Genomic DNA, 23,901 nt, shown 5'->3' with positions numbered 1-23,901 from the left:
GCACCCTTCATTCTCTGCCAGGCTGCCGCCTGTCAGAACGACGTGTGCCGATTCAGGACGCCAGCTCTTCCGGCTGCGCCTGCGTGGTCAGCGAGATGACGCCGTAGTCCCAGCCCTTGCGGCGGTAGACGACGCTCGGGTGGTCGGTGCGGACGTCGATGAACAGGAAGAAGTCGTGGCCGACCAGCTCCATGCGATCGACGGCCTCCTCCACCGACATCCATTCGGGGTGGAACTCCTTCGTCCGGATGACGACGGGCGTGTAGCCCTCTTCCTCCTCGTTGCCGGTGACGATCGGGATCTCCCCGGTCGCGACGGCGCGGAGCACGTCGACGGACGCCGGCTGGACATCGATCCCCTGGATCGCGCCGCTGCCCTTCTCGAACTTGGCTCCGCGCGGGTGGTTGCGCGCGTCGACGCGCTTGTCCTTCGCGCGACGCAGCTGCTCGCACAGCTTGTCGACGGCGAGGTCCAGAGCGGTGAACTTGTCTCCGTCCGTGGCTTCGGCCCTGATCACAGGTCCTTTGCCGTTGACCGTGAGCTCGACGGTCTCATCCTCTACGCGGCCGTTGTGATAGGCGCGGTGCGTGACCTTGACATCCACGCGTTGAGCGCGCGGAGCGAGGTTCTCGATGCGGGCGGCCTTCTCCTCGACGACTCCGCGGAAGCGATCCGTGATCCCCACTCCCACGCCGACGATGCTGGTTTCCATCCCTGCCTCCTTGTTCCGGTCCGCCCGGCCAAGGGCGGACCATCAGTCGCCTTGTCACCCCCACGGTAGCCCGGCGTCCGGACTCTGTCACCTGTGAGTTTCGAATGCGACGGGTCCCGTTCATCCGGGTGTGCCACGCCGTCTTGGAGTCGCCGCGACGGTCACCGCCGCCACGACCTCCACGCCTGCCGCGCGCATCGCACGGACCGCCTCGGCGAGACTGGCGCCCGTCGTCACGACGTCGTCGACCACCACCACTCTCAGGCCTGCAGCCGACCCGACGGCGCCCGAACCGCCTCGCCGCGCCCCCGCCTCGGGTGCGGGCGCAGCAGGCATCGACGCGATGATGCTGCCCGTGACGTTGCGGCGGCGCGCGTCGCGATCGAGCCCGCGCTGGTCGTCCGTCCGCCGCGCGAGGCGGAGGATCCGTCGCCCCCGCCGCCCCGCACGGCGGAGGAGCAGCTCCGGCATCCGGAACCCGCGCCGTCGGTATGCGGCCCGTGACGTGGGCATCGGGACGAGCACGCAGCCGGCGGCGCCGGCCCGGTCCAGAGCGGCTGCGAGCGCCGGCGCGAGGGCCGTGGCGAGCCGGGTTCGCCCGTCCTCCTTGATCGCACGCAGCACCCGTGCGGCCACGCCCTCGAATGCGAGCCCGCTCCACACCTCCACGCCGCCGCCAGGTGCGTCGACGATCCGGCACCGCGGGTCGGGTCGCAATGCCACCGCGCACCGCTCGCAGAGCGCGATGTCAGGCTCGTCGCACCCCGCGCACCAGACCGGCAGGAGCAGCGCGAGCGCATCTGCGCACGCCTCGCGCAGCACGGTCGCGGTCTCCCTCATCACGGCCACAGCCTGGCCGACGTCGGACGTCTGACGAGGGCCGTGGCGCAGACTCGTGGAGAAACAGAGCGAACGTCCCTCGGTGGAGGAACGCTACTGCGGCGCCCCCTGCTGGGTCGCCAGGACGATGATCCCCGTCGCGGTCGGCTGCCAGGCGGTGCCGCGCTTGACGTAGAGCGTGCCGTCCTCCGCGCGCAGCCGCAGGCTCGAGATGCCGCTGCCGCCTGCGATGGACGCCATGTCGGACGCGCCCGTCGAGACGGACGTCGGTCCGCCGACGACCTGCTCCAGAACGGTGGTCTCCGCGTCGCCGCTGCTGAGCACCCCGACGGACGCCTCGTCGATCCACGTGACGCCGATCCGCGTGACGCCGACCACCGCGCCCCCGACCACCGCCAGCTGCGGGACGGGCGTGCCGAGCCGGATGGGCACACCGTCCTCGTCGCGCACCACCCCCGCCACCCACAGCGCCGTGCGGCCACCGGCGCTGACGACGGCGGCGATGCGCGCGCCATCGCGCGACAGCGCCATGCCCGCGATCGCGGTCGCCCCGCTCCACGCGTCAGCGACCTCCACCATGTCTCCGCCGGGCAGGTAGGCATGCAGTGCACTCGGGTCGTCGCGTGGGACGCTCCAGACCGTCCCGTACCCGTCGATCGTCGGGTCCACGAGGCCGCTGCGCGTGTCGAGGCTCTCGGGGTCGGTGCCGGCGGAGCTCAGCCGCACCACGGCGCCCGAGTCGAGTCTCGCCGCTGCGAGGTCGCGCTCGGGGCCGACCTGGACGCTGACGGCCGGCACGCTCTCGACCGCAGCCGAGAGCCCGGGGATCTTGTCGACCTCATCGCCGGTGAGGAAGCCGAAACCCGCCTCCGTGAGCACCAGCGGCGCCGCAGGCACCCGCGTCGAACGGACTGCCACCGGCTCCGCGTCGATCGGTATGGACTCGACGGTCATCACGACCTCGGTCACTCCGGCAGTCCTCAGGCTCTCCTCGAGCTGCGTGAGCATGCGGTCGAGCGCTTCCCTGTTCGCGCCCAGCACACCGTCCGACAGTGCGACCTCGGCCACTCCGTCGTCATCGACGAGAACCGACGGCACCGCCGTCACACCGTCGGGGAAGGCGGTGTAGACCGAATCCACCAGCCACTCGCTCGGGGTCTTGTTCACGAGGGCGTCGGCGATGCTCCCGGCCGCCTTGGTCACGGGGAACCAGCGGACATCCGGCACCAGATACTGCACCGAAGTATCGAAATACATGAGCGGATAGCGATGGAACACGGTGGGGAACTGCGCCTCGTCGAGCCAGATGCCGTCGGGCGTCTCGGTGATGCGCCACTCGCCGTCCGACTGCTTCTCGAGGCGGAACGGCCAGCTGCCCGGTGACAGGTCAGCGCGCTCGTACGCACCCTTGTCGTCGACGCTGGCAACCACTTCCGAGGCGAAATCGACGACGCCCTCCTGGGTCTCGACATAATCCCTCTCGGCGCGCTCGTCGACGATGACGCCGGCCTCGGGCGCCCAGTCGTCGGCGATCGAAGGCGCCAGGAACTCCCGGGCGACGTCCCAGTTGCCCGTGACGCCCGGCCCCGAGCCGGCGTCGATGAAGCCCTCGACGATCTGCTGCGGCGTGGCACCGGGCTGCGGCCGGTTCGGGATGAAGGCCACATTCTGCGAGCCGTCGCCTGTTCCGCCGTTCTGCATCCCGTACTCGGGGGGACCGTCCGTCGGGAACCCGGCGCACCCGGTGACGACCACCGCGCACAGCGCCAGGAGGAGGGCGAGGATGCTGCGTGCCCGGGTCATGCGGTTCCTCCCTGCGGCGCGGACGCGCCGTGACCCGATCCGCCGCCCGGCGCTCCCGCGCCCGATGCAGGGGGCACGTCGATCGGGGCGGTCAGCCCGAGGTCTTCCAGCGGTGCGACGGCGTCGTCGCCCGGATCGACCGGGATGGGCGACGCGCCGTTCAGGGGCGCGCCCTGTCGCGGAAGCGTGAGCACGAAGTTGGTTCCCCGGCCGGGCTCCGACCACAGTGCGAGCTCGCCGCCGTGCAGCTTGGCGTCTCCCAGCGCGATCGACAGCCCGAGGCCGGTGCCGCCGATGGTCCGCTTGCGGGAGGGGTCGGCACGCCAGAAGCGGTCGAAGACGTGCTCGACGTCCTCCGGCTTCATGCCCATGCCGAAGTCGCGCACCCCGATGGCGACGGCCTGCTGGTCGCTGTCGACGGTGACCACGATCGGGCGGCCCTCGCCGTGCTCGATCGCGTTGCCGAGCAGATTGCGCACCACGCGCCGCACCCGCCGCGGGTCCATCTCGACCGGGGAGTATCCGCCCGGCGCCACCAGGCGCACGTCGGTGCCGTGCTGCTCGGCCAGCTGCTGCATCGAGCCGATGACGTCTTCCGCCAGGTGCGCGAGGCTCGTCGGTTCGAGCTCGAGCTGCACCGATCCCGCGTCGTAGCGGCTGATCTCGAGCAGATCGGTCAGCAGCGTCTCGAACCGCTGCACCTGGGCGTTCAGCAGTTCGGCCGCCCGCGCGGTGGCAGGGTCGAAGTCGGCACGCTGGTCGTTGATCATGTCGGCCGCGAGGCGGATGGTGGTCATCGGCGTGCGCAGCTCGTGCGAGACGTCTGAGACGAAGCGCTGCTGCACGAGAGAGAGCTCGGCGAGCTCCTTGATCTGCGACTCGATGCTGTCGGCCATCGCATTGAAGGAGCGGCCGAGAGTGGCCAGCTCGTCCTCGCCGTGAACCTGCAGTCTCACGTCGAGCCGTCCGGCCGCGAGCATGGCGCTGGTGTCGGCGGCCTCGCTGATCGGTGCCGTGACCGATCGCAGCACGAACCAGGCGATGCCGCTGATGAGCAGCACCAACCCGATGCCGACGACCCAGAGAGTGCGCTGCACGAACGTCAGGGTCTGCGGCGCGTTCGCGAGATCGTAGGCCAGGTAGAGCTCGTACGAGGCGACGCCCTCGATGGCGAGCTGCTGGCCCACCATGATGCCGGGGACGCTGGTGTCGGCACCGTCGGGCAGCGCGATGGGCTGCCAGATCTGCTGATCGGGATTGGTGCGCACGAGCGCGCGCATGGACGTCGTCAGGAGGCCGGGCATCACGGCCTCGGCCGTGCTGAAGTCCTGAGGCGCGTTCGGCACGGGCGGCCCGATGCGGTAGGCGGCGACCATCTCGGCCGACGACTGGCCGCGCAGCGTATTGAACGCGAGAGTCATGACGTTCTGCATCGGCACGGCGTCGCTCTGCACGGCGGCATCGAGCGTGCGCTGCGCCGCGGCGCGCGCCTGCTCCGCATCGACGAGGACTTGGTCCTTGCGCGAGGCGAAGAGATCGTTCTGGATCGCGAGCCCCATCCACACGCACGCGACGACGACCGCGAGCGCGGTGAGGCCGATCGTCACGAGCAGGGTGCGGAACCGCAGCGAACGCCGCCAGAGGCCGGCGATGTCACCCGGCCAGGCTCGCCACAGACGCCACCACGCGACGCGCGCACGGGTCGGGGCCACGCCCGTGATCGGCGCTGTCATGGGGACCTCAGACCACGGCGCCGGCGCGGTATCCGACGCCGCGCACCGTCGTGACGATCTTGGGGTTGTCCGGGTCCTTCTCGACCTTCGCGCGCAGACGCTGAACGTGCACGTTCACGAGGCGTGTGTCGGCCTTGTAGTGGTAGCCCCAGACCTGCTCGAGCAGCATCTCGCGCGAGAACACCTGCTGCGGCTTCGACGCGAGCGCGACCAGCAGCTCGAATTCGAGAGGCGTGAGCGCGATCGGCCCGTCGCCGCGGCGCACCTCATGCGCGGCGACATCGACGGTCAGATCACCGATGCGCAGCGAGTCGTTCGCCTGCTGGCTCGCCGGGCGCAGCCGCGTGCGGATGCGGGCGACCAGCTCCTTCGGGTTGAAGGGTTTGACGATGTAGTCGTCGGCTCCGGACTCGAGTCCCTTCACCACGTCGGCCGTGTCGGTACGCGCGGTGAGCATGATGATCGGGATGCCGGACTCGGCGCGGATCCGGGTGCAGATCTCGATGCCGTCCATGCCGGGCAGCATCAGGTCGAGGAGGATCAGGTCGGGGCGCTCGGTGCGCCAGACGTCGACGGCCTCGGCGCCGTCGGCGCAGAACACCGTCTCGAATCCCTCCGTGCGCAGCACGATGCCGATCATCTCGGCGAGGGCGGTGTCATCGTCGACCACCAGGATGCGTGAAGTCATCGCGCGCGTTCGTTCCTTCTCTCCAGGCACAGACGGCACGCGCCGTCCCCATGCGCTTCACACAGAGTAGTCGACACGGCCTGTGGAGCGGCCGAGCCTCGCCCGAGCGGGCGCCGAGAGACACCCGAGCCCGGCGGGTGCGGCATCCGGTCGATGTGGAACGATAGGGACCAAGCCGACCCGCGCCGTCACCGACGTCGGGCCGCTGACGGAAAGGGGAAACCGTGACCGCGTACCCGGCCTGGACGCCGGCGTCCCGCCCCGGGATCATCCCGCTGCACCCGCTGTCGTTCGGGACGATCCTGGGCCGCTCCTTCGCGGCACTGCGCCAGAACCCGCGCGTGCTCCTCGGCTTCGCCCTGGTAGTGCAGACGCTGGCCTACGTCGTCGTGCTCGCCGGTGTGCTCGGTGTCATGTGGGCCACATTCTCACGCTTGAACACACTGCAGCCCGGCAGCGACGAGTACGAGACGGTCATGGCCGGTTCGATCGCCCTGACCGCCGTGGCGGGCATCGTGCTGTCGCTGGCCGCCGGCGCCCTGAGCGTGATCGTGCAGGGCATCGTCGTCGTGGAGGTGACGCACGCCGGCCTCGCCGAGAAGCTCACCCTGGGCGCGCTGTGGCGGCAGGTCAAGCCGATCGCCTGGCGGCTGATCGGGTACTCCCTCCTGGTGATCCTCGCGGTCGCGGCTCTCGTCACCGTCGTCGTCCTTGCGATCGTCGGCATCGCCATCGCCGCACCCCCGGCGGCCATCGCCCTCACGATCGTGGTCATCCTCGCCGCCATCCCGCTGACCTGGTGGCTGATGATCAAGCTGCTGCTCGTACCCGCCGCGATCATCGTCGAGCACGCGACGATCCTGCAGGCGCTGTCGCGCTCGTGGACGCTCACGCGCGGCCGCTTCTGGCCGGCGCTCGGCGTGATCATCGTGATCAGCGTCATCTTCGCGGCCGTGGCGCAGGTCGTGAGCCTGCCTATGAGCTTCCTGTCGATGGGGCTGACGACGATCATCGCGCCGACCGGCGCCCCCGAGCCGACCGCCATCATCGGCTTCATCGCAGCGGCCCTGCTCACCCAGGTGCTCACGCTCCTGCTGCAGGCGGTCGCGGTCGTCGTGCAGTCCACCGCGACGGCGCTCATCTACATCGACTGCCGCATGCGCCGCGAAGGGCTCGACCTCGACCTGCTGGCGTATGTGGAGCGACGGGATGCCGGAGCGACCGACCTGGCCGATCCGTACCGCGAGCACATCGGACGCGCGATCGCACCCCGTGGCGTGGCGGCTGCGTACCCGGCCCCGGGGTATCCGGCGTACCCGCCGGGATACGCGGCTCCGGCGTACGCCGGGCAGCAGCCCGTATACGGGGCCCAGCCCGGCTACGGAGCGCCCCCCGCGTACGCCGCACCGCCGGCGTACGGCGCACCGCCGGCGTACGGCGCACCGCCGGCGTACAGCGCACCTTCGCAGTACGACGCGCCGGCCGGCCACCCGGCCCATGCCGCTCCCGCGCAGCCGGCGGCATATCCGGCAGCGGTCGCGCCGCCTCCGTACCCGCCGGCGGCGAACCCCGGTGCCGCACCGCGGACTGCTTCCCCGGCCACGGACGCCCCGGGCGATGTCGCACCCGAGGACGCCACCCCGGCGACGGCCTGGACGGCGCCCGGAGCCGCGCCCGACGGCACGGACCGCGACTCGCCGTGGGCCTGACCACCGCCCTCACGCAGGCGTTCGCGCGTGCCGCCGACGCCGTGCCACCGCTCACCGCCGACGGTGACGAGGCGCGGCGCTGGGCGGAGCAGGAGCTGTCCGATCCGGCCTACGACGTCGCCGAGCCCACCCCGTTCGACCGCATCGCGCGGGCGATCGGCGACTTCATCGCCTCGCTGCTGAATCCCGACCTCTCCGGCGGCTGGGGATCCACCTTCGCGCTGGTCGCGGCCGTCGTCGTCGTCGTCATCATCGTCGCCGCCTTCCTCGTGTGGGGCGTGCCGCGAGTGACCCGCCGCGCGGCAGCGCGCCCGCCGCTGCTCTTCGGTGAGGCGGAGCGTCGCTCGGCCGCCGAACTGCGGGCCGCCGCCGCCGAGCGCGCGGGGGCGGCCGACTGGGAGGCGGCGATCGTGCTGCGCTTCCGGGCGCTCGCCCGCGGGTGCCTCGAGCGCGGCGTGGTCGACCCGCCGCCGGGCGCGACGGTGCACGCCTTCGCCCGCGGCGCCGGTCGCTCCTTCCCTACGCTCGCATCGCAGCTGGAGGACGCCGCGACGGCGTTCGACGACGTCCGCTACCTGCGGCGTCCCGGCACCGCGGAGCTCTATCGCCTCGTCGCCGCTGTCGACGACGCGGTCGCCGCGGCGCGGCCGGCTGCGCGCGAGGAGGTGCCGGCGTGACCGCGACAGCCGCTCCCCCGCGGCGGGAGGCCCCTGCCATCCCCGCGACAGCCGGCCGGCGCCGCCGCGTCGCAGCCTGGATCGCCATCGGGCTCGCACTGCTCGTCGTTGGCGGGATCGGCGGGGCCATCTCGGCTGCGAACCAGTGGGCGCAGCGCGGCGCACTGGACCCCGATTCCACCGGCCCCGCGGGCACGCGGGCGATCGCCGAGATCCTGCGCGAACACGGCGTCGACGTGGTCGTCGTGCGGGATCGGGCTGCAGCGGCGGATGCGCTCGCGACCGCGGAGGCGACCCTCGTCCTGCCCGATGCACCGGCGCTGTCCGACGACGCGGTGACCGCTCTCGCCGAGGCCGCCGCCGACGTCGTGCTCATCGAACCGCGCGCCCGGACGCTCGACCTGCTCGTCGCCGGCTCGGCGCCCGCGGGCGTCGCGCCCGACGAGAGCGTCGACCCCGATTGCGAGGTGGAGGACGCCGTCCGCGCCGGAGCTCTCGCTCCCGGCGGGGTGTACAGCGCCGGCGACGGCACGTCCCCTTGCTATCCGGCCGCCGGCGGCTTCGGACTGCTCGTCAACCCCACCGACGACGGCCGGGTCGCCGCGGTCGACGGTCGGGCCCTCTTCACGAACGAGCACCTCGCCGACGACGGCAACGCGGCGCTGGCGGTCAACCTCATGGGGCGGCATGCGCTCGTCGTCTGGTACATGCCGGGCGCGGGCGACACCGACCTCGCCGACGCCGACCCCTCGCTGGGCGAGCTCACGCCACCGTGGGTGAGTCCCGTGATCGTGCTGCTGCTGGTCGCGGGGGTCGCCGCCGGCATCTGGCGCGGCCGCCGGTTCGGCCCGCTCGTGGCCGAGCGGCTCCCGGTGACCGTCCGGGCATCCGAGACGACGGAGGGCCGGGCGCGCCTGTACGCGCGCGCCAGCGACCCGTTGCATGCCGCGGACCGCCTCCGGATCGGCGCGCTGCGTCGACTTGCCACGCTGCTCGGGCTCGCCGCGAACGCAGCCGCCCCCGAGATCGCCGACGCCGCGGCGGGCCGCACCGGCATCGACCGCCGCGCGGTGCGCGGCATCCTGCTCGATGAGACCCCGCGAAATGACGCCGAGCTCGTCGCCCTGAGCACACGCCTGAGAGACCTGGAGGACGCCGTACGCGCGGCCGTCCGCCCCGAAAGGAGCCCCCGATGACGGATTCGCCTGTGGCACCGAGCGCGACCGCGTCCGACGCGGTCGACCGCCCGACCGCACCCCCCGACGATGCCGCGCTGCGCGAGGCGATGAACCGCGTGCGCCTCGAAGTGGGCAAGGCCGTCATCGGCCAGGACGGCACCGTGACGGGCCTGCTGATCGCCCTGCTGGCGCGCGGGCACGTGCTGCTCGAGGGTGTGCCGGGGGTCGCGAAGACGCTGCTCGTGAGGTCGTTCTCGACGGCGCTCGGCCTCGACACCACGCGGATCCAGTTCACCCCCGACCTCATGCCGGGCGACGTGTCGGGCTCGCTGGTCTACGACGCGAAGACCGGAGAGTTCGAGTTCCGCGAGGGGCCCGTGTTCACGAACGTGGTCCTCGCCGACGAGATCAACCGCACGCCGCCCAAGACGCAGGCCGCGCTGCTCGAGGCGATGGAGGAGCGTCAGGTCTCGACCGACGGCGTGACACGGTCGCTTCCCGACCCGTTCCTCGTCGCCGCGACGCAGAACCCCATCGAGCACGAGGGCACCTACACCCTGCCCGAGGCGCAGCTGGACCGGTTCCTGCTCAAGCTGATCGTCGACGTGCCGGCTCGGGATGCCGAGCTCGCGGTGCTGCGCCGCCATGCAAGCGGCTTCGATCCCCGGGATCTGGCGGGGGCAGGCCTGCGCCGCGCCGCGACGGCCGAGGAGATCCGCGCTGCGCAGCGGGCCGCGGCATCCGTCACCGTCTCGGACGACGTGCTCGGCTACATCGTCGACCTCGCGCAGGCCACGCGACGCAGCCCTTCGGTGCAGCTCGGCGTCAGTCCCCGTGCGGCGACCGCCCTGCTGGCGGCGTCGAAGGCGTGGGCGTGGCTGGGCGCCTACCCCGCCATCACACCGGACCACGTGCAGACGATGCTGCTGCCGACGTGGCGGCACCGCATCCGCCTGCGCCCCGACGCCGAGCTCGAGGGCGTGTCGGTCGACGCCGTGCTCGGCTCGGTGCTGCAGCAGACCCGCGTCCCCATCTGACGCGGGACGATCGCCGCGACCGCCGACGACGTCGATGCGGCCCGGGTGAAGATCGAAGCGAGATCGAAGGAGAACATGTACCTGACCGGCCGCCTGCCGCTGCTCCTCGCCGTAGGAGCGGTGCCCGTGGTGCTGCTCTCGGCGGCAGGTCTCGACCCGTGGCTCGCGGCGGCGGGGTGGATCCTGCTGTGCCTGATCGCCGCGCTGAGCGACGCGGCGGCGGCACCGGATCCGCGCCGGATGACGGTCGAGCGGCGCCTTCCGAGCCGCGTGCTGCTCGGCCAGGCGGTACGCGCCGAGCTCGTGCTGCGCAACACCGGCGATCGCACCGTCCGCGGTCGCGTGCGCGATGCCTGGCAGCCCACCGCAGGTGCGCCGGCGGAGCGCCCGGCCGTCGACATCCCGCCCGGCGAGTCCCGGGCGATCGGAATCCCGCTCCTTCCCCGTCGACGTGGCGAGCTGCGATCCCGATTCGTCGTGGTGCGATCCGACGGTCCGCTGCGTCTCGCCGGACGCCAGACACGGCTCGACGAGCCGGGCGCGCTGCGCGTGCTCCCGCCGTTCACCGCGCGACGGCACCTCCCCTCGCGGCTCGCACGGCTGCGAGAGCTCGACGGCAACACGAGCATCCAGGTACGCGGTCAGGGCACCGAGTTCGACGCCCTGCGCGAGTACGTCCGCGGCGACGACGTGCGCTCCATCGACTGGCGCGCGACGGCGCGCTCGAGCACGACAATGCTGCGGACGTGGCGCCCGGAGCGCGACCGGCACGTCGTGATCGTGATCGACACCGGACGCACGGCGGCTGCGCGCGTCGGCGACGGCGTTCGGATGGATGCCGCGATGGAGGCGGCGCTGCTGCTCGCCGCACTCGCGACCCGGGCCGGCGACCACGTGCACCTGCTGATGTTCGACCGCACGATCCGCGCCCGCGTCACCCGCGTCGACGGCCCGGGACTGCTGCCCGCGATGGTCGACGCGATGGCGCCGGTCGAACCGCAGCTCATCGACACCGAGTGGGACGCCGCGTTCGCCCAGGTGCGCGCGCTCACGTCACGCCCGTCGCTGGTCGTGCTCCTCACGGCTCAAGACGCCCCCGAGGCCGCGCGCGGATTCCTGGGGTCGCTGCCCGCGCTCTCCCGCGGGGCGCACGTGCTGGTCGGCGCGGTGACCGATGAGCAGGAGCCCCTTCCCGAGCGCCCCGACGCCGCCGACGTCTATCGCGCCGCCGCGATGGAGCGGAGCGCGCACGACGCGGCCGTCGTGGCAGCGGCGATCGGTCGCGCGGGCGGAGAGGCGATCGCCGCCACCCCGGAGGACCTGCCGCCCCGCATCGCCGACCGCTACCTCGCACTTAAAGCCGCCGGCCGGCTCTGAACCCCAGCTTCGGGCAAGGTCGTGCGCCGGCTCTGGCGCGGATCTCGGGGCGCGGCATCCGTCAGCCGAACGGATGAGAACGAACCCCTGAATACGAGGGGAAACCTCACGAGATCACCCGTCACAGTGAGACACTCCGCGCGCGGTTCCTGGGAATCCGCTGGGCGTAGCGCTAGCCTCACGACGAGGAAAGGAGTCCGCCATGTCGGATACCACCATCCCGCCCACCACGGTGAACAGGCTCGTCGCGGAGGCTCTGGGAACGTTTCTGCTCGTCTTCGGCGGTGTGGGCGCGGCCCTGTTCGCAGCCAACTTCCCGGCCGACTCGGAGAGCAACCCGCTGGGCATCGCCTTCGTCGGCGTCTCTCTCGCCTTCGGTCTGACCGTCGTCGCCGGCGCCTATGCCTGGGGACCGATCTCGGGCGGACACTTCAACCCCGCGATCACCCTCGGACTCGCCGCGGCGGGGCGTTTCGAGTGGAAGAAGACGATCGGCTACATCATCGCCCAGGTGATCGGCGGGGCCCTCGGCACGACCCTCATCGTGCTGATCGGCATCTTCGGGACCGACAACTGGCTGGCGAACGCTCAGGACGGCGGTTTCGCGTCGAACGGCTACGGCACCGGCGACTTCGGGTCCCCCGGTGGCTTCGAACTGGGTGCGGCGATCATCGCCGAGGTGGTGCTGACGGCGATCTTCGTGCTCATCATCCTCGGCGTGACGCACTCGACGCGCGGCACCGCAGCGCTCGCGCCCCTGGCGATCGGTCTCACGCTGACCCTCATCCACCTCATCTCGATCCCGATCGACAACACCTCGGTGAACCCGGCCCGCTCGATCGCCGCGGCGATCTACGGCGGCCCCGGTCCCCTCTCGCAGCTGTGGGTCTTCATCGTGTTCCCGATCGTCGGCGGCCTGCTCGCCGGCGTCCTGCACCGCGCGCTGTTCGAGCCCAAGGGCACGCTGCCGCCGGTCCAGGCCGAGGCACGCGTCAAGTAGACACGGACGCATCAGACGAAAGAGCGGCCCGCCCCCTCGCCGGGACGGGCCGTTCTTTCGTGCGTCGCGAGGTCAGACGAGGTCGAACCGGTCGAGCTCGGTGACCTTGCCCCACGCCTTGACGAAGTCGCGCACGAACTTCTCGTTCGCGTCGTCCGACGCGTACACCTCGGCGACGGCGCGCAGCTCCGAGTTCGAGGCGAACAGCAGGTCGACGCGCGTGCCGATGCCGACCGGCTCACCCGAGCCGTCCTTCGAGCCCGAGAACGCGTGCGCGCCGGGGTCCAGCGGCTTCCAGGTCGTGCCGAGGTCGAGCAGGTTCACGAAGAAGTCGTTCGTGAGCACGCCCTTGCGGTCGGTGAAGACGCCGTAGTCCGAGCCGTCCCAGTTCGCACCGAGCACGCGCAGACCGCCCACGAGGACCGTCAGCTCCGGGGCGCTCAGCGTGAGCAGGTTCGCCCGGTCGATGAGGTGGTGCTCCTCGGGCATGAACGCCCGCGGCCCGTAGTAATTGCGGAATCCGTCGGTGATCGGCTCGAGGAACGCGAACGACTCCACGTCGGTCTGCTCCTGCGTCGCGTCGGTGCGGCCCGGGTGGAACACCACCTCTGCGTCGACCCCCGCGTCCTGGGCGGCCTTCTCGACCGCCGCGTTGCCGGCGAGCACGATGAGGTCGGCCAGCGACACCTTCTTGCCGTCGGTGCGGCCGTCGTTGAACGAGGCCTGGATCTGCTCGAGCTTCGCGAGCACCGTGGCGAGCTGGGCGGGCTTGTTGACCTCCCAGTCCTTCTGGGGTGCGAGGCGGATGCGGGCGCCGTTGACGCCGCCGCGCTTGTCGCTGCCGCGGAACGAGGATGCCGCGGCCCACGTCGTCTCGACGAGCTCCGAGACCGTGAGGCCCGCGTCGAGAATCTGAGCCTTCAGCGCCGCAGCGTCCGCCGCGTCGATGAGCTCGTGGTCGACGGCCGGCACGCGGTCCTGCCACAGCAGCTCCTCGGCCGGGACCTCGGGGCCGAGGTAGCGGTCGATCGGGCCCATGTCGCGGTGCGTGAGCTTGAACCACGCCCGCGCGAACGCGTCGGCGAACGCCTCGGGGTCGTCCTTGAAGCGGCGCGAGATGGCGTCGTACGCCGGGTCGGTGCGCAGCGCCAGGTCGCTGGTCAGCATGCGCGGCTCGCGACGGCCGTTCGAGTGCGCCAGCGGCACCATGTCGGCGCCGCCGCCGTTGATCGGACGCCACTGGTGGCCGCCGCCCGGGCTGCGCATGAGCTCCCACTCGTACGCGTAGAGGATGTGGAAGAACTCGTTGTCCCAGCGGGTGGGGTGGTAGGTCCACGTGACCTCGAGGCCCGACGTGATGGTGTCATCGCCGTGCCCGGTGCCGTGGTTGTTCTTCCAGCCGAGGCCCTGCTGCTCGAGTCCGGCGGCCTCGGGGTTGTGCTCGATGTTGGTGTCGGGCGCGGCGCCGTGCGTCTTGCCGAACGTGTGGCCGCCCGCGATGAGCGCGACGGTCTCCTCGTCGTCCATCGCCATGCGGCCGAAGGTCTCGCGGATGTCGCGGGCGGACGCCAGCGGGTCGGGGTTGCCGTTGGGGCCCTCGGGGTTCACGTAGATGAGGCCCATCTGCACGGCAGCGAGGGGCTTCTCGAGCTCGCGGTCGCCCGAGTACCGCTCGTCGTCGAGCCAGGTGGTCTCGGGGCCCCAGTACACGTCGGCGTCGGGCTCCCACACGTCGGGGCGGCCACCGGCGTAGCCGAACGTCTTGAAGCCCATCGACTCGAGCGCCACGTTGCCGGCGAGGATCATCAGATCGGCCCACGAGAGGGACTGGCCGTACTTCTTCTTGACGGGCCAGAGGAGACGGCGAGCCTTGTCGAGGTTGACGTTGTCGGGCCAGCTGTTCAGCGGCGCGAAGCGCTGCTGACCGGCACCGCCACCACCACGGCCGTCGGTCACGCGATAGGTGCCGGCGCTGTGCCACGCCATGCGGATCATGAGCGGACCGTAGTTGCCGAAGTCGGCGGGCCACCAGTCCTGCGACGTCGTGAGGGTCTCGGCGATGTCGGCCTTGACCGCGGCGAGGTCGAGCGACTCGAAGGCCGCCTTGTAGTCGAAGTCCTCGCCGAGCGGGTTGGCGACGGCGGGGTTCTTCGCGAGGATCTTGAGGTTCAGCTGGTTGGGCCACCACACGCTGTTGGCGTTGCCGGTGGTCGGGTGCGGCTGGCCGCCGTGGATCACCGGGCAGCCCTCAGACTCGTTCGGGCGCGGGCGGCTCTCGCCGTCCTCGCGCTCGTCGACCGGCGTGTCGATCGGGGTGACCGCCTGATCGGCGTCGGTGGGGTTCTCGCCGATCTCCGGGATCGTGTCGTTGGTGTCGGTCATGAGCTTCCTTCCAATCGGGATGGGCTATCAGAGGTCGGACAGGATGTCAGGGGCGAGCGGCGGTGGCCGGCTCGGCGGTGCTCGCCCCGGCCGTCGCGCAGGCGGGGCACACTCCCCAGAACGTCACCTCGGCCGCCTGCACCGCGTAGCCGTGCGCGTCGGACGGCGTCAGGCAGGGCGCTTCCCCCACGACGCAGTCGACGTCCTGCACGGCGCCGCACTCGGAGCAGATGAGGTGGTGGTGGTTGTCGTCGACACGCAGCTCGAACAGACCGGGCCGGCCCGCCGGCTCGATGCGGCGTGCGAGCCCCGCATCGACGAAGTCGCCGAGCGCGTTGTACACCGACTGCAGGCTCGTGCCCGGCACCGAGCGCGCCACGATGCCGAACAGCTCGTCGGCGCTGGCGTGCGGGCGCTCCTTGAGCGCCTCGACGACCGCGCGCCGGGAGTCGGTCACCCGCAGCCCCGCCGCCCGCAGTCGTGCCGCGGTGTCGACGACATGCGTGTCGACGACTGTGTGCGGGTGCATGCCGTCAGCTTACCGTTGTTTTGATCCATTCAAAACAGTGGTATGCGGCATCCGCCCTCTCCTTCACCGCCACTCGGAACGGGGAAGCTCGGCGGGCGGGGTCAGCCGACGACGAGGGTCGGGGTGCCGGCTTCGTACTCGGTGAGGTCGCCGCTCTCCCCCAGGCGGTGCGCCCGGCGCCCGACCACGAGCATGTAGACCAGGAACAGGCCGAGCGCTGCCGCGCCGATGCCGATCTTGACCGGCCACGGCCAGGGCTGCGCTGTGACGAAGCCCTCGATGATCCCCGAGAAGCCGAGCGCGATCACCAGTCCGATCGCGATCGTTGCGAGAGAGCGCCCGGCTGCGGCCAGCGACTCGCCGCGTGAGCGCGGGCCCGGGGCGACCCATGCCCAGAAGATCTGCAGGCCCGCCGCTCCGGCTACGAAGATGCAGGTGAGCTCGAGCATCCCGTGCGGGAGGATGTACAGCACGAAGACGTCGCCGCGGTCGAACGCCGCCATGATGGCCGCCGCCGTGCCGACGCCGACCGCGTTCTGAACCAGCACCATGATCGGCCACACACCGGTGATGCCGAAGAGCACGCACTGGGCCGCGATCCAGGCGTTGTTGGTCCACACCGTGCCCGCGAACACCGCGGCGGGGTTCTCGCTGTAGTACTCGGTGAACTGGTTCTCGGCGTAGTGCTCGAGCTGCGCCTGGCTGCCCAGGCTCGCCACCAGCGCCGGGTCACCCGACACCCACAGAGCGACGACGGTGACGACGGCCACGAAGCCCAGCGCGATGGCGAGGGTCGTCCAGCGCACGCGGTACAAGGCAGCAGGGAGCTGCAGCGCGAAGAAGCGCGGGATCTGGCGCATGACGTTCTCGGGTGCGCCCGTGAGCCGCAGCCGCGCACGCCCGAGCATCGTCGAGATGTGATCGCCCTGCAGACTGCGTCCGGCGGACGTCTTCGCGTCGGCGAGATCGGCGGATGCCGCTCGGTACCGCGTCACGAGCTCGTCGACCTCCGCGCCGGAGAGGTGCCGGCGCCGGCTGAGTTCGTCGAGCCGCGCCCATTCCTCGCGCCGAGCGGCCGTGAGCGCGTCGAGGTCCATGTGTTTCACTGTAGCCATGACCGCTGAGCGCCCCGCGATCGTCGACATCCATCAAGACGAGGTGCTCACCGGCGAGGCCGTCGCACTGGACGTGCAGCCGCTCGGCTACTTCCTGCGGGCGCTCGGCGTGCTCATCGACATGCTGCTCGGCGTCGCGGTGCTGCTGCTGTTCGCGTGGGGGCTCAGCTGGCTGCTCGGCCTGGGCGCGATCGACCCGGCGGTGGTGCCCATCCTGACGATCGTCGTCCTGGTCCTCGTGATGATCGTCATCCCGACGGTGGTCGAGACGACCACGCGGGGGCGCAGCCTCGGACGTCTCGCGGTCGGCGGGCGCATCGTCCGCGCCGACGGCGGTGCCGCAGGATTCCGGCATGCGTTCATCCGGGCACTCGTCGGCGTCTTCGAGCTGTGGTTCACGGTCGGCGCGGTCGCTGCCCTCGTCGGAGCCTTCACCCCCCGTTCGCAAAGGCTCGGCGACCTGCTCGCCGGCACTTACTCGGAACGCACGCGCACCCCTCGTCTGCCCGACGCGCAGCTCGGCATCCCACCCGTCCTCGCGGAGTGGGCGGCCGTGGCCGACGTCGCGCGCCTGCCGGAACGGCTGTCTCGACGCCTCGCGCAGTTCGCACGCTCGGCCGCCAACATGGAGCCGACGGCGCGTGCCCGGGTGGCGGCATCCCTCGCCCGGGAGACGGCCGTGCACGTCTCGCCGGTGCCGGCCGTCGACCACGAGACCTTCCTCATCGGCGTCGCGGCCGTGCGGCGCGAGCGCGAGCTGCGCGCGCTGCGTCTGGAGACCGCGCGCGCCGACGCGCTCGCGGCTCCGGTCTCTGTGCCGCCCCGCGGCTTCCCCGAGCGCTGATCCCGGAAAAGCCGCGTTCTCCCCGTTCGTTCCTCACATATGTATGCGGAAATCGCGGGCGATCTCGAGTGGATGACGAACGAACATCAGCGGCGGGGCGGGACGAATGCCGCTGCCGGCGTGCGATCCGGGGCTCAGGTATGAGGTCGGCGCTGCCGATATCGACCAGACGACCGGCACGGTCGGCCGCGGGACAGATTTCATCTGCGGGCGTGGGTGCGGTTGCCGGTCCGGTGCGCGCGACGGGTTATCCTGGACCGAGCTCGAGGCAGTAGAGGGCCGAGCAAGGCGTAGCGGGGAGGCCTCGCGCAGACTGAAAGGTTCATCGGCACGCGCGATGGCGACACCGCACACACAGACCGTCTCCGCACTGACTCCTGATGCGCCGCGCATTCCGACACTGCGGATCTGGCTCTCCTCTTTCATCCTGTTCTCCGTACTGTCGGGTCTGTGGGCGCTCGCGAGCCCGATCTTCTCCGTCCCGGACGAGAACGCCCACGCCGTGAAGGCGATCGGGCAGCTGCAGGGTCAGGTCTTCGGGCGCACGGTGGAGGGAGTACGCCACCTCGTCGTGGACCTCGCGCCTGAGGACCAGTACACGCAAGACCTTCTCTGCTACGCGACGCACCCCGAAGTCCCCGCTTCTTGCGACGCCGAGCTCGGCGATCCGGGCGGCCAGATGTGGTTCAACACGTGGGTAGGCACCTACAACCCGCTGTACTACTACATCGTCGGATGGCCGACCGTGTTCCTAGATGGCAACGCCGGGGTCTACGCGATGCGTCTGGTGAGCGCGCTCGTGGGCTCGGCGTTCCTGGCGAGCGCATTCGTCTTCGCCGTCGCGGGGCGCCGCTCCCGGTGGATGCCGTTGGGCGTCGCGTTCGCGGCGGTGCCGATGAACCTGTATCTGATGGGCGCGGTCAATCCGAACGGGCTCGAGATCGCGGGATCCGTCGCCCTGTGGGTGGGTGTGTTGAGGCTGCTCGAGACTTTCGACCGCGAGCACGCAGACGCGCCGACTCTGGACCGCGCGCCGCTGTGGGCGCTGGTCACGGTGTCGGCGATCGTGGTCGCGAACGTGCGCGCCCTCGGCCCGCTGTGGGTCGTCGTGATCGTCGCGCTCGCCGCGATCACCGCCGGGTGGAAGCCCGTACGCCGGCTGTTCACAACCCGCGCGAGCTGGGGGTGGCTCACCGCCATCGCTGCGGGCGCCGTGTTCTCGGTCGCGTGGACTCTCGGCGGCGGCTCGCTGTCGGGTCGGGCTCAGCCAGGCGATGCACCCCTGGTGGGGGCGAGCCTGCTCCGCGGCGCCGCGTACATGGTGCGCACGACACCGGACTTCCTTCAGCAGGCGGCAGGATGGTTCGGCTGGTTTGACACCGTGCTCCCCACATGGGCGTACTGGCCGCTCGTGGCGGCTGTCGCGGTGCCCCTGACGCTTGCTCTGAGTGCCCTGCGGCGACGCGCCACGATGGTGATGGCAGCGGTGCTCGCCGCTGCCTTCCTCGTGCCTGTGGTCGTGCAGGCGCGAAGCGTCGCGCAGACGGGCATCATCTGGCAGGGGCGCTATGGCCTGTTCCTCTATCTCGGCGTGGTGATCGTCGCGGCGTGGCTGCTCTCTGGTCGTGACGGGCGGCGCATCGCGCACCTCTCGGTGCGGATCACGGCGATCGCCGCGACGCTCGTCGCGGCGTTCGGGCTGTACGCGTTCTGGTTCGCTCTTGTGCGCTACGTCGTGGGCATGGAACAGCCGCTCAGCGCGATGTGGCGGGATCCGCAATGGCAACCGCCGCTCGGCTGGCCCGCCCTCACGCTCGTGTTCACGGCCGCATCCGCGGCGTACGTCGTCTTCGTGGCGTGGCTCGCGAGGGGCGCGGCGCGGCGCGAGGCGGACCCGCAGCCCGAGCAGCCTGCTCCCGAGGCAGAGCGCGTCGATGCGCGCGACTGAGCCGCGGATCGCGATCGCGTACGACTGCTTCTTTCCTCTGCAGACCGGTGGCGGCGAGCGCGTCTACCGCCGCATGGCCGAACTGCTCGTCGAACGTGGCGCACACGTCACGTACGTGACCCGCTCCGAATGGGAGACGGATGCCGCACCTCCCGCGCCGTTCGACCTGCACGGCGTCTGGCGGGGCGAGATCTACGACGCGAACGGCACCCGCACGACTTCGAGCGCGGTGGCGTTCGCGTTTGCGCTCTTCAGCCACTTCGTGCGCCGGCGTGATGCCTACGACGCGGTCGTGGTCGCGGCGCTGCCGGTGCTGAACGTCTTCGCGGTTCGCCTCGCCCTGCTCGGCAGCGGCACGCGGCTGGTCGTGGACTGGCTCGAGGTCTGGTCCGCGCGCAAGTGGCGCGCGTACGGGGGCGTGCTCACCGGGACGATCGCCTGGCTGCTCCAGTCGCTCGCGATCCGGATCGGCGATGTCGCCACCGTAAACAGCGGATTCACGCGGAACCGGCTGCGGGTGTATCGGCCCAGGGCGCAGCCTATCGTCCTGGGGCTGGTCGACTTGGTCGGGTCGGAGCCCGAAGCCTCGGTCGTGCCGTCCGCGCCGCCCATCCTGCTGTTCGTGGGTCGCCATATCCCTGACAAGCGGCTCGACGCATTGCCGGGAGCCCTCGCGCACGCACGGCGGGAAATCCCCGAACTCGTCGCGCAGATCGCGGGGCGCGGCCCCGAGACCCAGCGGGTACGTGCGGCCGCGGCAGCGGCGGGCGTCGCCCATGCCATCGAGTTCGTGGGTCGCATCGACGACGACGATCTGCGCCGCCGCTATCGCGCCGCCGCCGCGCTCGTGAACCCGTCCGCCCGCGAGGGCTTCGGGCTCGTGGTCGCCGAGGCGGCCGCGGCCGCAACCCCGAGCGTCGTCGTAGCGGGGGACGACAACGCGGCCGCCGAGCTCGTCGAGCCGGGGGTGAACGGCGCGATCGCGGTTGATGCGTCGGCTGCCACGCTCGGCGACGCCATCGTGCGTGTGGTGAACGCGGGTAAGCCACTGCGTGCATCGACGCTGGCTTGGTTCGAACGCGAGCGCGTCGAGCGCGGGCTCGCGCGGTCGGTGGACGAGCTGCTGCGGCGGCTCGGGTACTGACGCGGGCTCAACCCTCGAGCGCGCGTAGGAGCGCCGTACGCGTCGCCCGGGCTGTGGCATCCCAGGAGAACGTTGCGGCGCGTGCGAGACCGGCATCCGCCATCCGCGCGCGCCGTGCGGGGGAATCACGCAACGCCCGGATCGCGGCGGCGATCGCCTCGGCGTCCGCCGGATCGACATAGACCGCCGCGTCGCCGGCGATCTCGCGCACGACGGGAATGTCGGACGCGATGACTGGGCAGCCGCGCGCCATCGCCTCCAGCGGCGGTAGGCCGAATCCCTCGAAGCGCGTCGGGAACACGAGAGCCGTCGCTTGGGCGTAGAGCTCGTCTAGCTCTTCGCGGCCCAGCCACCCACGCAACTGGACGGATGCCTCCAGCCCGAGTCGTTTCACGATCGGGGCGAGCGGGTCCTCGCCGTGGCTCCCGGTGATCACGAGCGTCGGCCGCTCGTCCGGTGCGATGCGGGCGAGGGCGTCGAGCAGAGTTTCGAATCCCTTGTGCGGCATCCTGTTGCCTACTGCGAGGAGCAGGTCGTCCCGGCGGGCGGGGCGCGCTCCACTGTCAAAAGGTGCGTGCGCCGACCCGGCGAGCGGAGTCACGTCGATGCCGCCGGGAGGGACGCCGAGAAGGCGCACGATGTCATCGCGCGATGCGCCGCTCACCGTGACGACGCGTCGGGCGGCCCGCGCGGCGCAGCGGATCATCATGCGCAGCACCCGTGCGTATGGTCCAGGGACGTACTCCGGATGCCGGAACGCGATCAGATCGTGAATCGTGAGCACGACTGGCACGCGCGAGCGCAGTGGGCCGAAGTTCGCTGGGCAGTGCACGAGCGCCGCGCCGTGCGTGCGAGCCGCGCGGGCCACGCCGAACAGCTCGCCGCATGCCCACGCGGCCCGGTCATCGCCGCGGACGCTCGACGCGATCACTGTTCCCGGGAACCACGACGTGTCAGACGCTGCGAGCTCGCGCGAGACATACGCGACGTACTCAAGTTCGGGGTCGTGGGGCGAGAGCCGCGAGTAGACCTCGCGCGCGTACGACTCCATGCCGCCCTTGGTTCCGGTGAAGAACTGCAGGTCCACGAGGACGCGGCGCCGAGTCATGCGTCCTCCGCGTCGGCGTCGAGGGTGGTGGTCTCGCGGTGGCTCGCGGCGGCACGGCGCCTTCGGGCCACCTCGTAGAAAAAGGCCGACAGTAGTTCGGCAAGCAGGAGCCCGAAGAACACGGTCGGCAGGCTCTGTAGCGCCAGCCCCAGCGCCGCCAGAGCGAAGGTGAGCGCCGATGAGATCGCGCGTAAGCCCGTAAGCAAACGCACTTCGCCCATGCGACGCAGACTCGTGAAGGGGAGCGTGGTCGCCAGCGACGCGGCGCGCCAGCCACACGCGAGCAGCAGGGGGAGCAGCGTGGCTGACCCGGTCCACGCCGTGCCGAACAGGAATCCGAAAATGCCAGTGAACTCGAGGACGAGCAGTGCGACCACTGCGGCGAGGACTGATGCCGCCGACAGCACGACATCGGCGCGCGAGTGCTCCTTCAGAAGCCGCAGTCGCATGAAGTTCAGCGGGATCGCGAGCAGTCCAGACACCGTCGCGATCGAGGCGAACAGCACAGCGTCGGCCGAGCCGAGAAACGCGAGGATCATCGAGTTCAAGAGGGGATACACGACGCCGGTGATGGCGGTGTCGGCGATCACCCAGCCCATCACAGCTGGGTGTGGGCGGCTCGCCCGGTGCTGCACCGGCAGCGAGCGCACGCACGTCGCGAACGCGATGCCGAGCACGAGCGGAATCAGCGCCCACTGCAGGCTCGCGAAGCCGGCGAGCACGCCGATCAGGGCGCCCGCGCCGACCGCGATCGATGCGGCGATCTCACGACGGTCGAGGCGCTCGGCGACCGAAACCCCGCGCCCGACCTCCAGAGCCGCGAGCAGGATCGGCAGGGCGACGGCGAGCAGAACTGCGTTCGGCGGCACGATCGAGACCACCAGCGCAGTCACGACCGCGATCGATGCGAGCCATAGCGGGAAGACGACGCGCCGCTCGCTAACCACCGAGCTGAGGCGCGACTCCACCACAACGGCGAATGTGATTTGCCCGGTGAACGTCGCCACCAGTACGGCGACCGCCAGCAGGCCCTGCTCGGGCACCGTGAAGAGGCGAGACGAGATGGAGATCGTGGCAGCGGGGATCACCGCCAGCGACACGCCGCCGAGCAGCGTAATCAGGCTCATCGCGGCGCCGCGCAGCCGGATGGGGGCCGGTAGGCCGTCGCCTGCGGGTCCGCCCGCGAGGTCGGTCATCGCGACACCGCCGTACGCGCGGTGCCGATGGTGCGCCCGAGTGCGCCCTCGGCGCGGCCGAGGAACACCCATCCGCCGTCGGCGACGACATTCGTCGCGCGATGACGGAGGCCGAAGGCCAGTCCCCCGCCCACGAACGCGCACCGCCACCACCAAGGGTATGGATGTCGCATCACGAGGCGACCGAGACCGCGCCCATACGCGCGCAGCTTGCGGCGACGCTCCGGCGTGCTGAGGCCGCGCGCATCGGCCACGCCGCCCACGGCGACATCGTCGGGTAGCCAGCGGAATCGCTCGGCGAGATCGGGCCTGCGCGCGAGAAGACGCAGCAGCAAGTCCGTTGCTTCGCCCGCCTGCCATGGAGTCTGCGCGCCGGTACCGATGCCGGAATCGAATCCGCCGAGCTCGTCGAACACCGTGCGGCGCAACAAGAGACCCATCTCGATCACGCTCCACACGTTCCAGCGGTCCAACGGGGTCTCCGGGGCAGGCAGCTTGAACTTCGGACCGTTCTCGTCGATGACAGTGAGTGCACCGACTTCCGTGTCGTCCGCGTACTCCCGCAGAGCGGCGATCGATCCGCCGGGGAACCACGTGGTGTCGTTCGGGAAGAGCAGCAGGAACTCGCCCGCCGGGAGGTGCGCGACGCCGGTGTTGCGTCCGAGCGAGGCCCCTCGCTCGGACGCCGTGACTGTGATCGCGAAGTCAGGGCCGCGGTACGCGGCCGCGAGGGCTTCGACTTCGGGTGCGCGCTCCTGCGCGACGATCACGAGGCGGTCGCCGGCCTCGAGCTGGCCGACAAGGGACCCGAGAAGTCGTTTCAGAGGGTCAACCCGACCGAGCGTTGTCACCACGAGTCCGAGATCCACCCGCACCATTCT

20 protein-coding genes are annotated in these 23,901 nt (G+C 71.1%); 9 read left to right on the top strand and 11 right to left on the bottom strand.

The genetic code is table 11. From position 1 onward, the window contains the following. Positions 1-52: 52 nt before the first annotated feature. From hpf to mtrA, 5 genes are all read right to left on the bottom strand, one after another. Positions 53-712: a ribosome hibernation-promoting factor, HPF/YfiA family gene (hpf, locus tag Q9R08_RS12490; protein WP_308868355.1), complete on the bottom strand. Its 660-nt coding sequence runs from the start codon at positions 710-712 to the stop codon at positions 53-55. A 120-nt stretch (positions 713-832) separates the two neighbouring features. Continuing rightward, on the bottom strand, positions 833-1,552 hold the full coding sequence (locus tag Q9R08_RS12485; RefSeq protein WP_308868497.1) for a phosphoribosyltransferase family protein: 720 nt from the start codon (positions 1,550-1,552) through the stop codon (positions 833-835). Positions 1,553-1,645: 93 nt separating this feature from the next. Further along, the gene (locus tag Q9R08_RS12480; protein ID WP_308868354.1) at positions 1,646-3,355 is read right to left on the bottom strand and encodes an LpqB family beta-propeller domain-containing protein; all 1,710 of its coding nucleotides are present in this window, start codon (positions 3,353-3,355) and stop codon (positions 1,646-1,648) included. Then, on the bottom strand, positions 3,352-5,088 hold the full coding sequence (mtrB, locus tag Q9R08_RS12475; RefSeq protein WP_308868353.1) for an MtrAB system histidine kinase MtrB: 1,737 nt from the start codon (positions 5,086-5,088) through the stop codon (positions 3,352-3,354). Before mtrB ends, Q9R08_RS12480 begins: the two co-directional genes overlap by 4 nt. 7 nt (positions 5,089-5,095) lie before the next feature. Then, positions 5,096-5,776 (bottom strand): MtrAB system response regulator MtrA, encoded by a 681-nt coding sequence (gene mtrA / locus Q9R08_RS12470; RefSeq protein WP_308868351.1) that lies wholly within the window; start codon positions 5,774-5,776, stop codon positions 5,096-5,098. Between the two features lie 224 nt (positions 5,777-6,000). On the opposite strand from mtrA, the gene Q9R08_RS12465 reads away from it, so the two are divergent. The 6 genes from Q9R08_RS12465 to aqpZ all read left to right on the top strand — a co-directional run bounded on the left by Q9R08_RS12465 (position 6,001) and on the right by aqpZ (position 12,754). Further along, complete coding sequence (locus Q9R08_RS12465; protein WP_308868350.1) at positions 6,001-7,485, top strand: DUF7847 domain-containing protein; 1,485 nt, start codon at positions 6,001-6,003, stop codon at positions 7,483-7,485. Then, the gene (locus Q9R08_RS12460) at positions 7,476-8,162 is read left to right on the top strand and encodes a DUF4129 domain-containing protein (RefSeq protein WP_308868348.1); all 687 of its coding nucleotides are present in this window, start codon (positions 7,476-7,478) and stop codon (positions 8,160-8,162) included. The genes Q9R08_RS12465 and Q9R08_RS12460 overlap by 10 nt, the downstream gene beginning before the upstream one ends. Next, positions 8,159-9,358, top strand: coding sequence for a DUF4350 domain-containing protein (locus Q9R08_RS12455; RefSeq protein WP_308868347.1), 1,200 nt, complete (start codon positions 8,159-8,161; stop codon positions 9,356-9,358). The genes Q9R08_RS12460 and Q9R08_RS12455 overlap by 4 nt, the downstream gene beginning before the upstream one ends. After that, positions 9,355-10,377 carry an AAA family ATPase gene (locus Q9R08_RS12450; protein ID WP_418001346.1) on the top strand — a complete coding sequence of 341 codons (1,023 nt, stop codon included), beginning with the start codon at positions 9,355-9,357 and terminating at the stop codon, positions 10,375-10,377. Before Q9R08_RS12455 ends, Q9R08_RS12450 begins: the two co-directional genes overlap by 4 nt. A gap of 75 nt (positions 10,378-10,452) precedes the next feature. Continuing rightward, positions 10,453-11,754 carry a DUF58 domain-containing protein gene (locus tag Q9R08_RS12445; protein WP_308868495.1) on the top strand — a complete coding sequence of 434 codons (1,302 nt, stop codon included), beginning with the start codon at positions 10,453-10,455 and terminating at the stop codon, positions 11,752-11,754. A gap of 202 nt (positions 11,755-11,956) precedes the next feature. Beyond that, positions 11,957-12,754: an aquaporin Z gene (gene aqpZ / locus Q9R08_RS12440; RefSeq protein WP_308868346.1), complete on the top strand. Its 798-nt coding sequence runs from the start codon at positions 11,957-11,959 to the stop codon at positions 12,752-12,754. A 72-nt stretch (positions 12,755-12,826) separates the two neighbouring features. On the opposite strand, the gene katG is transcribed toward aqpZ, so the two are convergent. The 3 genes from katG to Q9R08_RS12425 form a co-directional block, all read right to left on the bottom strand. Next, on the bottom strand, positions 12,827-15,136 hold the full coding sequence (katG, locus tag Q9R08_RS12435; RefSeq protein ID WP_308868345.1) for a catalase/peroxidase HPI: 2,310 nt from the start codon (positions 15,134-15,136) through the stop codon (positions 12,827-12,829). Between the two features lie 46 nt (positions 15,137-15,182). Then, a complete protein-coding gene (locus Q9R08_RS12430; protein WP_308868343.1) occupies positions 15,183-15,665 on the bottom strand; it encodes a Fur family transcriptional regulator in 483 nt (160 codons plus the stop codon). A 101-nt stretch (positions 15,666-15,766) separates the two neighbouring features. Then, positions 15,767-16,762, bottom strand: a complete 996-nt coding sequence (locus tag Q9R08_RS12425; RefSeq protein ID WP_308868342.1) for a stage II sporulation protein M — start codon at positions 16,760-16,762, stop codon at positions 15,767-15,769. Positions 16,763-16,778: 16 nt separating this feature from the next. Between Q9R08_RS12425 and Q9R08_RS12420 the strand changes: the two genes are divergently transcribed. The 3 genes from Q9R08_RS12420 to Q9R08_RS12410 all read left to right on the top strand — a co-directional run bounded on the left by Q9R08_RS12420 (position 16,779) and on the right by Q9R08_RS12410 (position 20,716). Then, entirely contained in the window at positions 16,779-17,624 is an 846-nt protein-coding gene (locus Q9R08_RS12420; RefSeq protein ID WP_308868340.1) for an RDD family protein, read from the top strand. Between the two features lie 337 nt (positions 17,625-17,961). After that, complete coding sequence (locus Q9R08_RS12415) at positions 17,962-19,572, top strand: DUF2142 domain-containing protein (RefSeq protein ID WP_308868339.1); 1,611 nt, start codon at positions 17,962-17,964, stop codon at positions 19,570-19,572. After that, positions 19,559-20,716: a glycosyltransferase family 4 protein gene (locus Q9R08_RS12410; protein WP_308868338.1), complete on the top strand. Its 1,158-nt coding sequence runs from the start codon at positions 19,559-19,561 to the stop codon at positions 20,714-20,716. The genes Q9R08_RS12415 and Q9R08_RS12410 overlap by 14 nt, the downstream gene beginning before the upstream one ends. A 7-nt stretch (positions 20,717-20,723) precedes the next feature. On the opposite strand, the gene Q9R08_RS12405 is transcribed toward Q9R08_RS12410, so the two are convergent. The 3 genes from Q9R08_RS12405 to Q9R08_RS12395 are packed head-to-tail and all read right to left on the bottom strand — an operon-like array spanning position 20,724 to position 23,889. Next, positions 20,724-21,824, bottom strand: coding sequence for a glycosyltransferase family 4 protein (locus Q9R08_RS12405; RefSeq protein ID WP_308868337.1), 1,101 nt, complete (start codon positions 21,822-21,824; stop codon positions 20,724-20,726). Next, the gene (locus Q9R08_RS12400; RefSeq protein ID WP_308868336.1) at positions 21,821-23,020 is read right to left on the bottom strand and encodes a hypothetical protein; all 1,200 of its coding nucleotides are present in this window, start codon (positions 23,018-23,020) and stop codon (positions 21,821-21,823) included. The genes Q9R08_RS12405 and Q9R08_RS12400 overlap by 4 nt, the downstream gene beginning before the upstream one ends. After that, a complete protein-coding gene (locus Q9R08_RS12395) occupies positions 23,017-23,889 on the bottom strand; it encodes a glycosyltransferase family 2 protein (RefSeq protein ID WP_308868335.1) in 873 nt (290 codons plus the stop codon). Before Q9R08_RS12395 ends, Q9R08_RS12400 begins: the two co-directional genes overlap by 4 nt. Between the last annotated feature and the right edge of the window lie 12 nt (positions 23,890-23,901).

Origin of the sequence: Microbacterium psychrotolerans (assembly GCF_031085295.1) — a bacterium.
GTDB lineage: Bacteria > Actinomycetota > Actinomycetes > Actinomycetales > Microbacteriaceae > Microbacterium > Microbacterium psychrotolerans.
Note: the sequence above shows the minus strand (reverse complement) of the source record. Positions and strands in the feature narration are given on the sequence as shown.

Bases quoted from the DNA above. Each gene is read 5' to 3' on its own strand.
- hpf (WP_308868355.1), bottom strand. From the start codon at position 712: ATGGAAACCAGCATCGTCGGCGTGGGAGTGGGGATCACGGATCGCTTC.
- Q9R08_RS12405 (WP_308868337.1), bottom strand. From the start codon at position 21,824: ATGACTCGGCGCCGCGTCCTCGTGGACCTGCAGTTCTTCACCGGAACC.
- mtrB (WP_308868353.1), bottom strand. From the start codon at position 5,088: ATGACAGCGCCGATCACGGGCGTGGCCCCGACCCGTGCGCGCGTCGCG.
- Q9R08_RS12410 (WP_308868338.1), top strand. From the start codon at position 19,559: ATGCGCGCGACTGAGCCGCGGATCGCGATCGCGTACGACTGCTTCTTT.
- Q9R08_RS12420 (WP_308868340.1), top strand. From the start codon at position 16,779: ATGACCGCTGAGCGCCCCGCGATCGTCGACATCCATCAAGACGAGGTG.
- Q9R08_RS12445 (WP_308868495.1), top strand. From the start codon at position 10,453: ATGTACCTGACCGGCCGCCTGCCGCTGCTCCTCGCCGTAGGAGCGGTG.
- aqpZ (WP_308868346.1), top strand. From the start codon at position 11,957: ATGTCGGATACCACCATCCCGCCCACCACGGTGAACAGGCTCGTCGCG.
- Q9R08_RS12450 (WP_418001346.1), top strand. From the start codon at position 9,355: ATGACGGATTCGCCTGTGGCACCGAGCGCGACCGCGTCCGACGCGGTC.
- Q9R08_RS12415 (WP_308868339.1), top strand. From the start codon at position 17,962: ATGGCGACACCGCACACACAGACCGTCTCCGCACTGACTCCTGATGCG.
- Q9R08_RS12425 (WP_308868342.1), bottom strand. From the start codon at position 16,762: ATGGACCTCGACGCGCTCACGGCCGCTCGGCGCGAGGAATGGGCGCGG.
- mtrA (WP_308868351.1), bottom strand. From the start codon at position 5,776: ATGACTTCACGCATCCTGGTGGTCGACGATGACACCGCCCTCGCCGAG.
- Q9R08_RS12430 (WP_308868343.1), bottom strand. From the start codon at position 15,665: ATGCACCCGCACACAGTCGTCGACACGCATGTCGTCGACACCGCGGCA.
- katG (WP_308868345.1), bottom strand. From the start codon at position 15,136: ATGACCGACACCAACGACACGATCCCGGAGATCGGCGAGAACCCCACC.
- Q9R08_RS12480 (WP_308868354.1), bottom strand. From the start codon at position 3,355: ATGACCCGGGCACGCAGCATCCTCGCCCTCCTCCTGGCGCTGTGCGCG.
- Q9R08_RS12485 (WP_308868497.1), bottom strand. From the start codon at position 1,552: ATGAGGGAGACCGCGACCGTGCTGCGCGAGGCGTGCGCAGATGCGCTC.
- Q9R08_RS12400 (WP_308868336.1), bottom strand. From the start codon at position 23,020: ATGACCGACCTCGCGGGCGGACCCGCAGGCGACGGCCTACCGGCCCCC.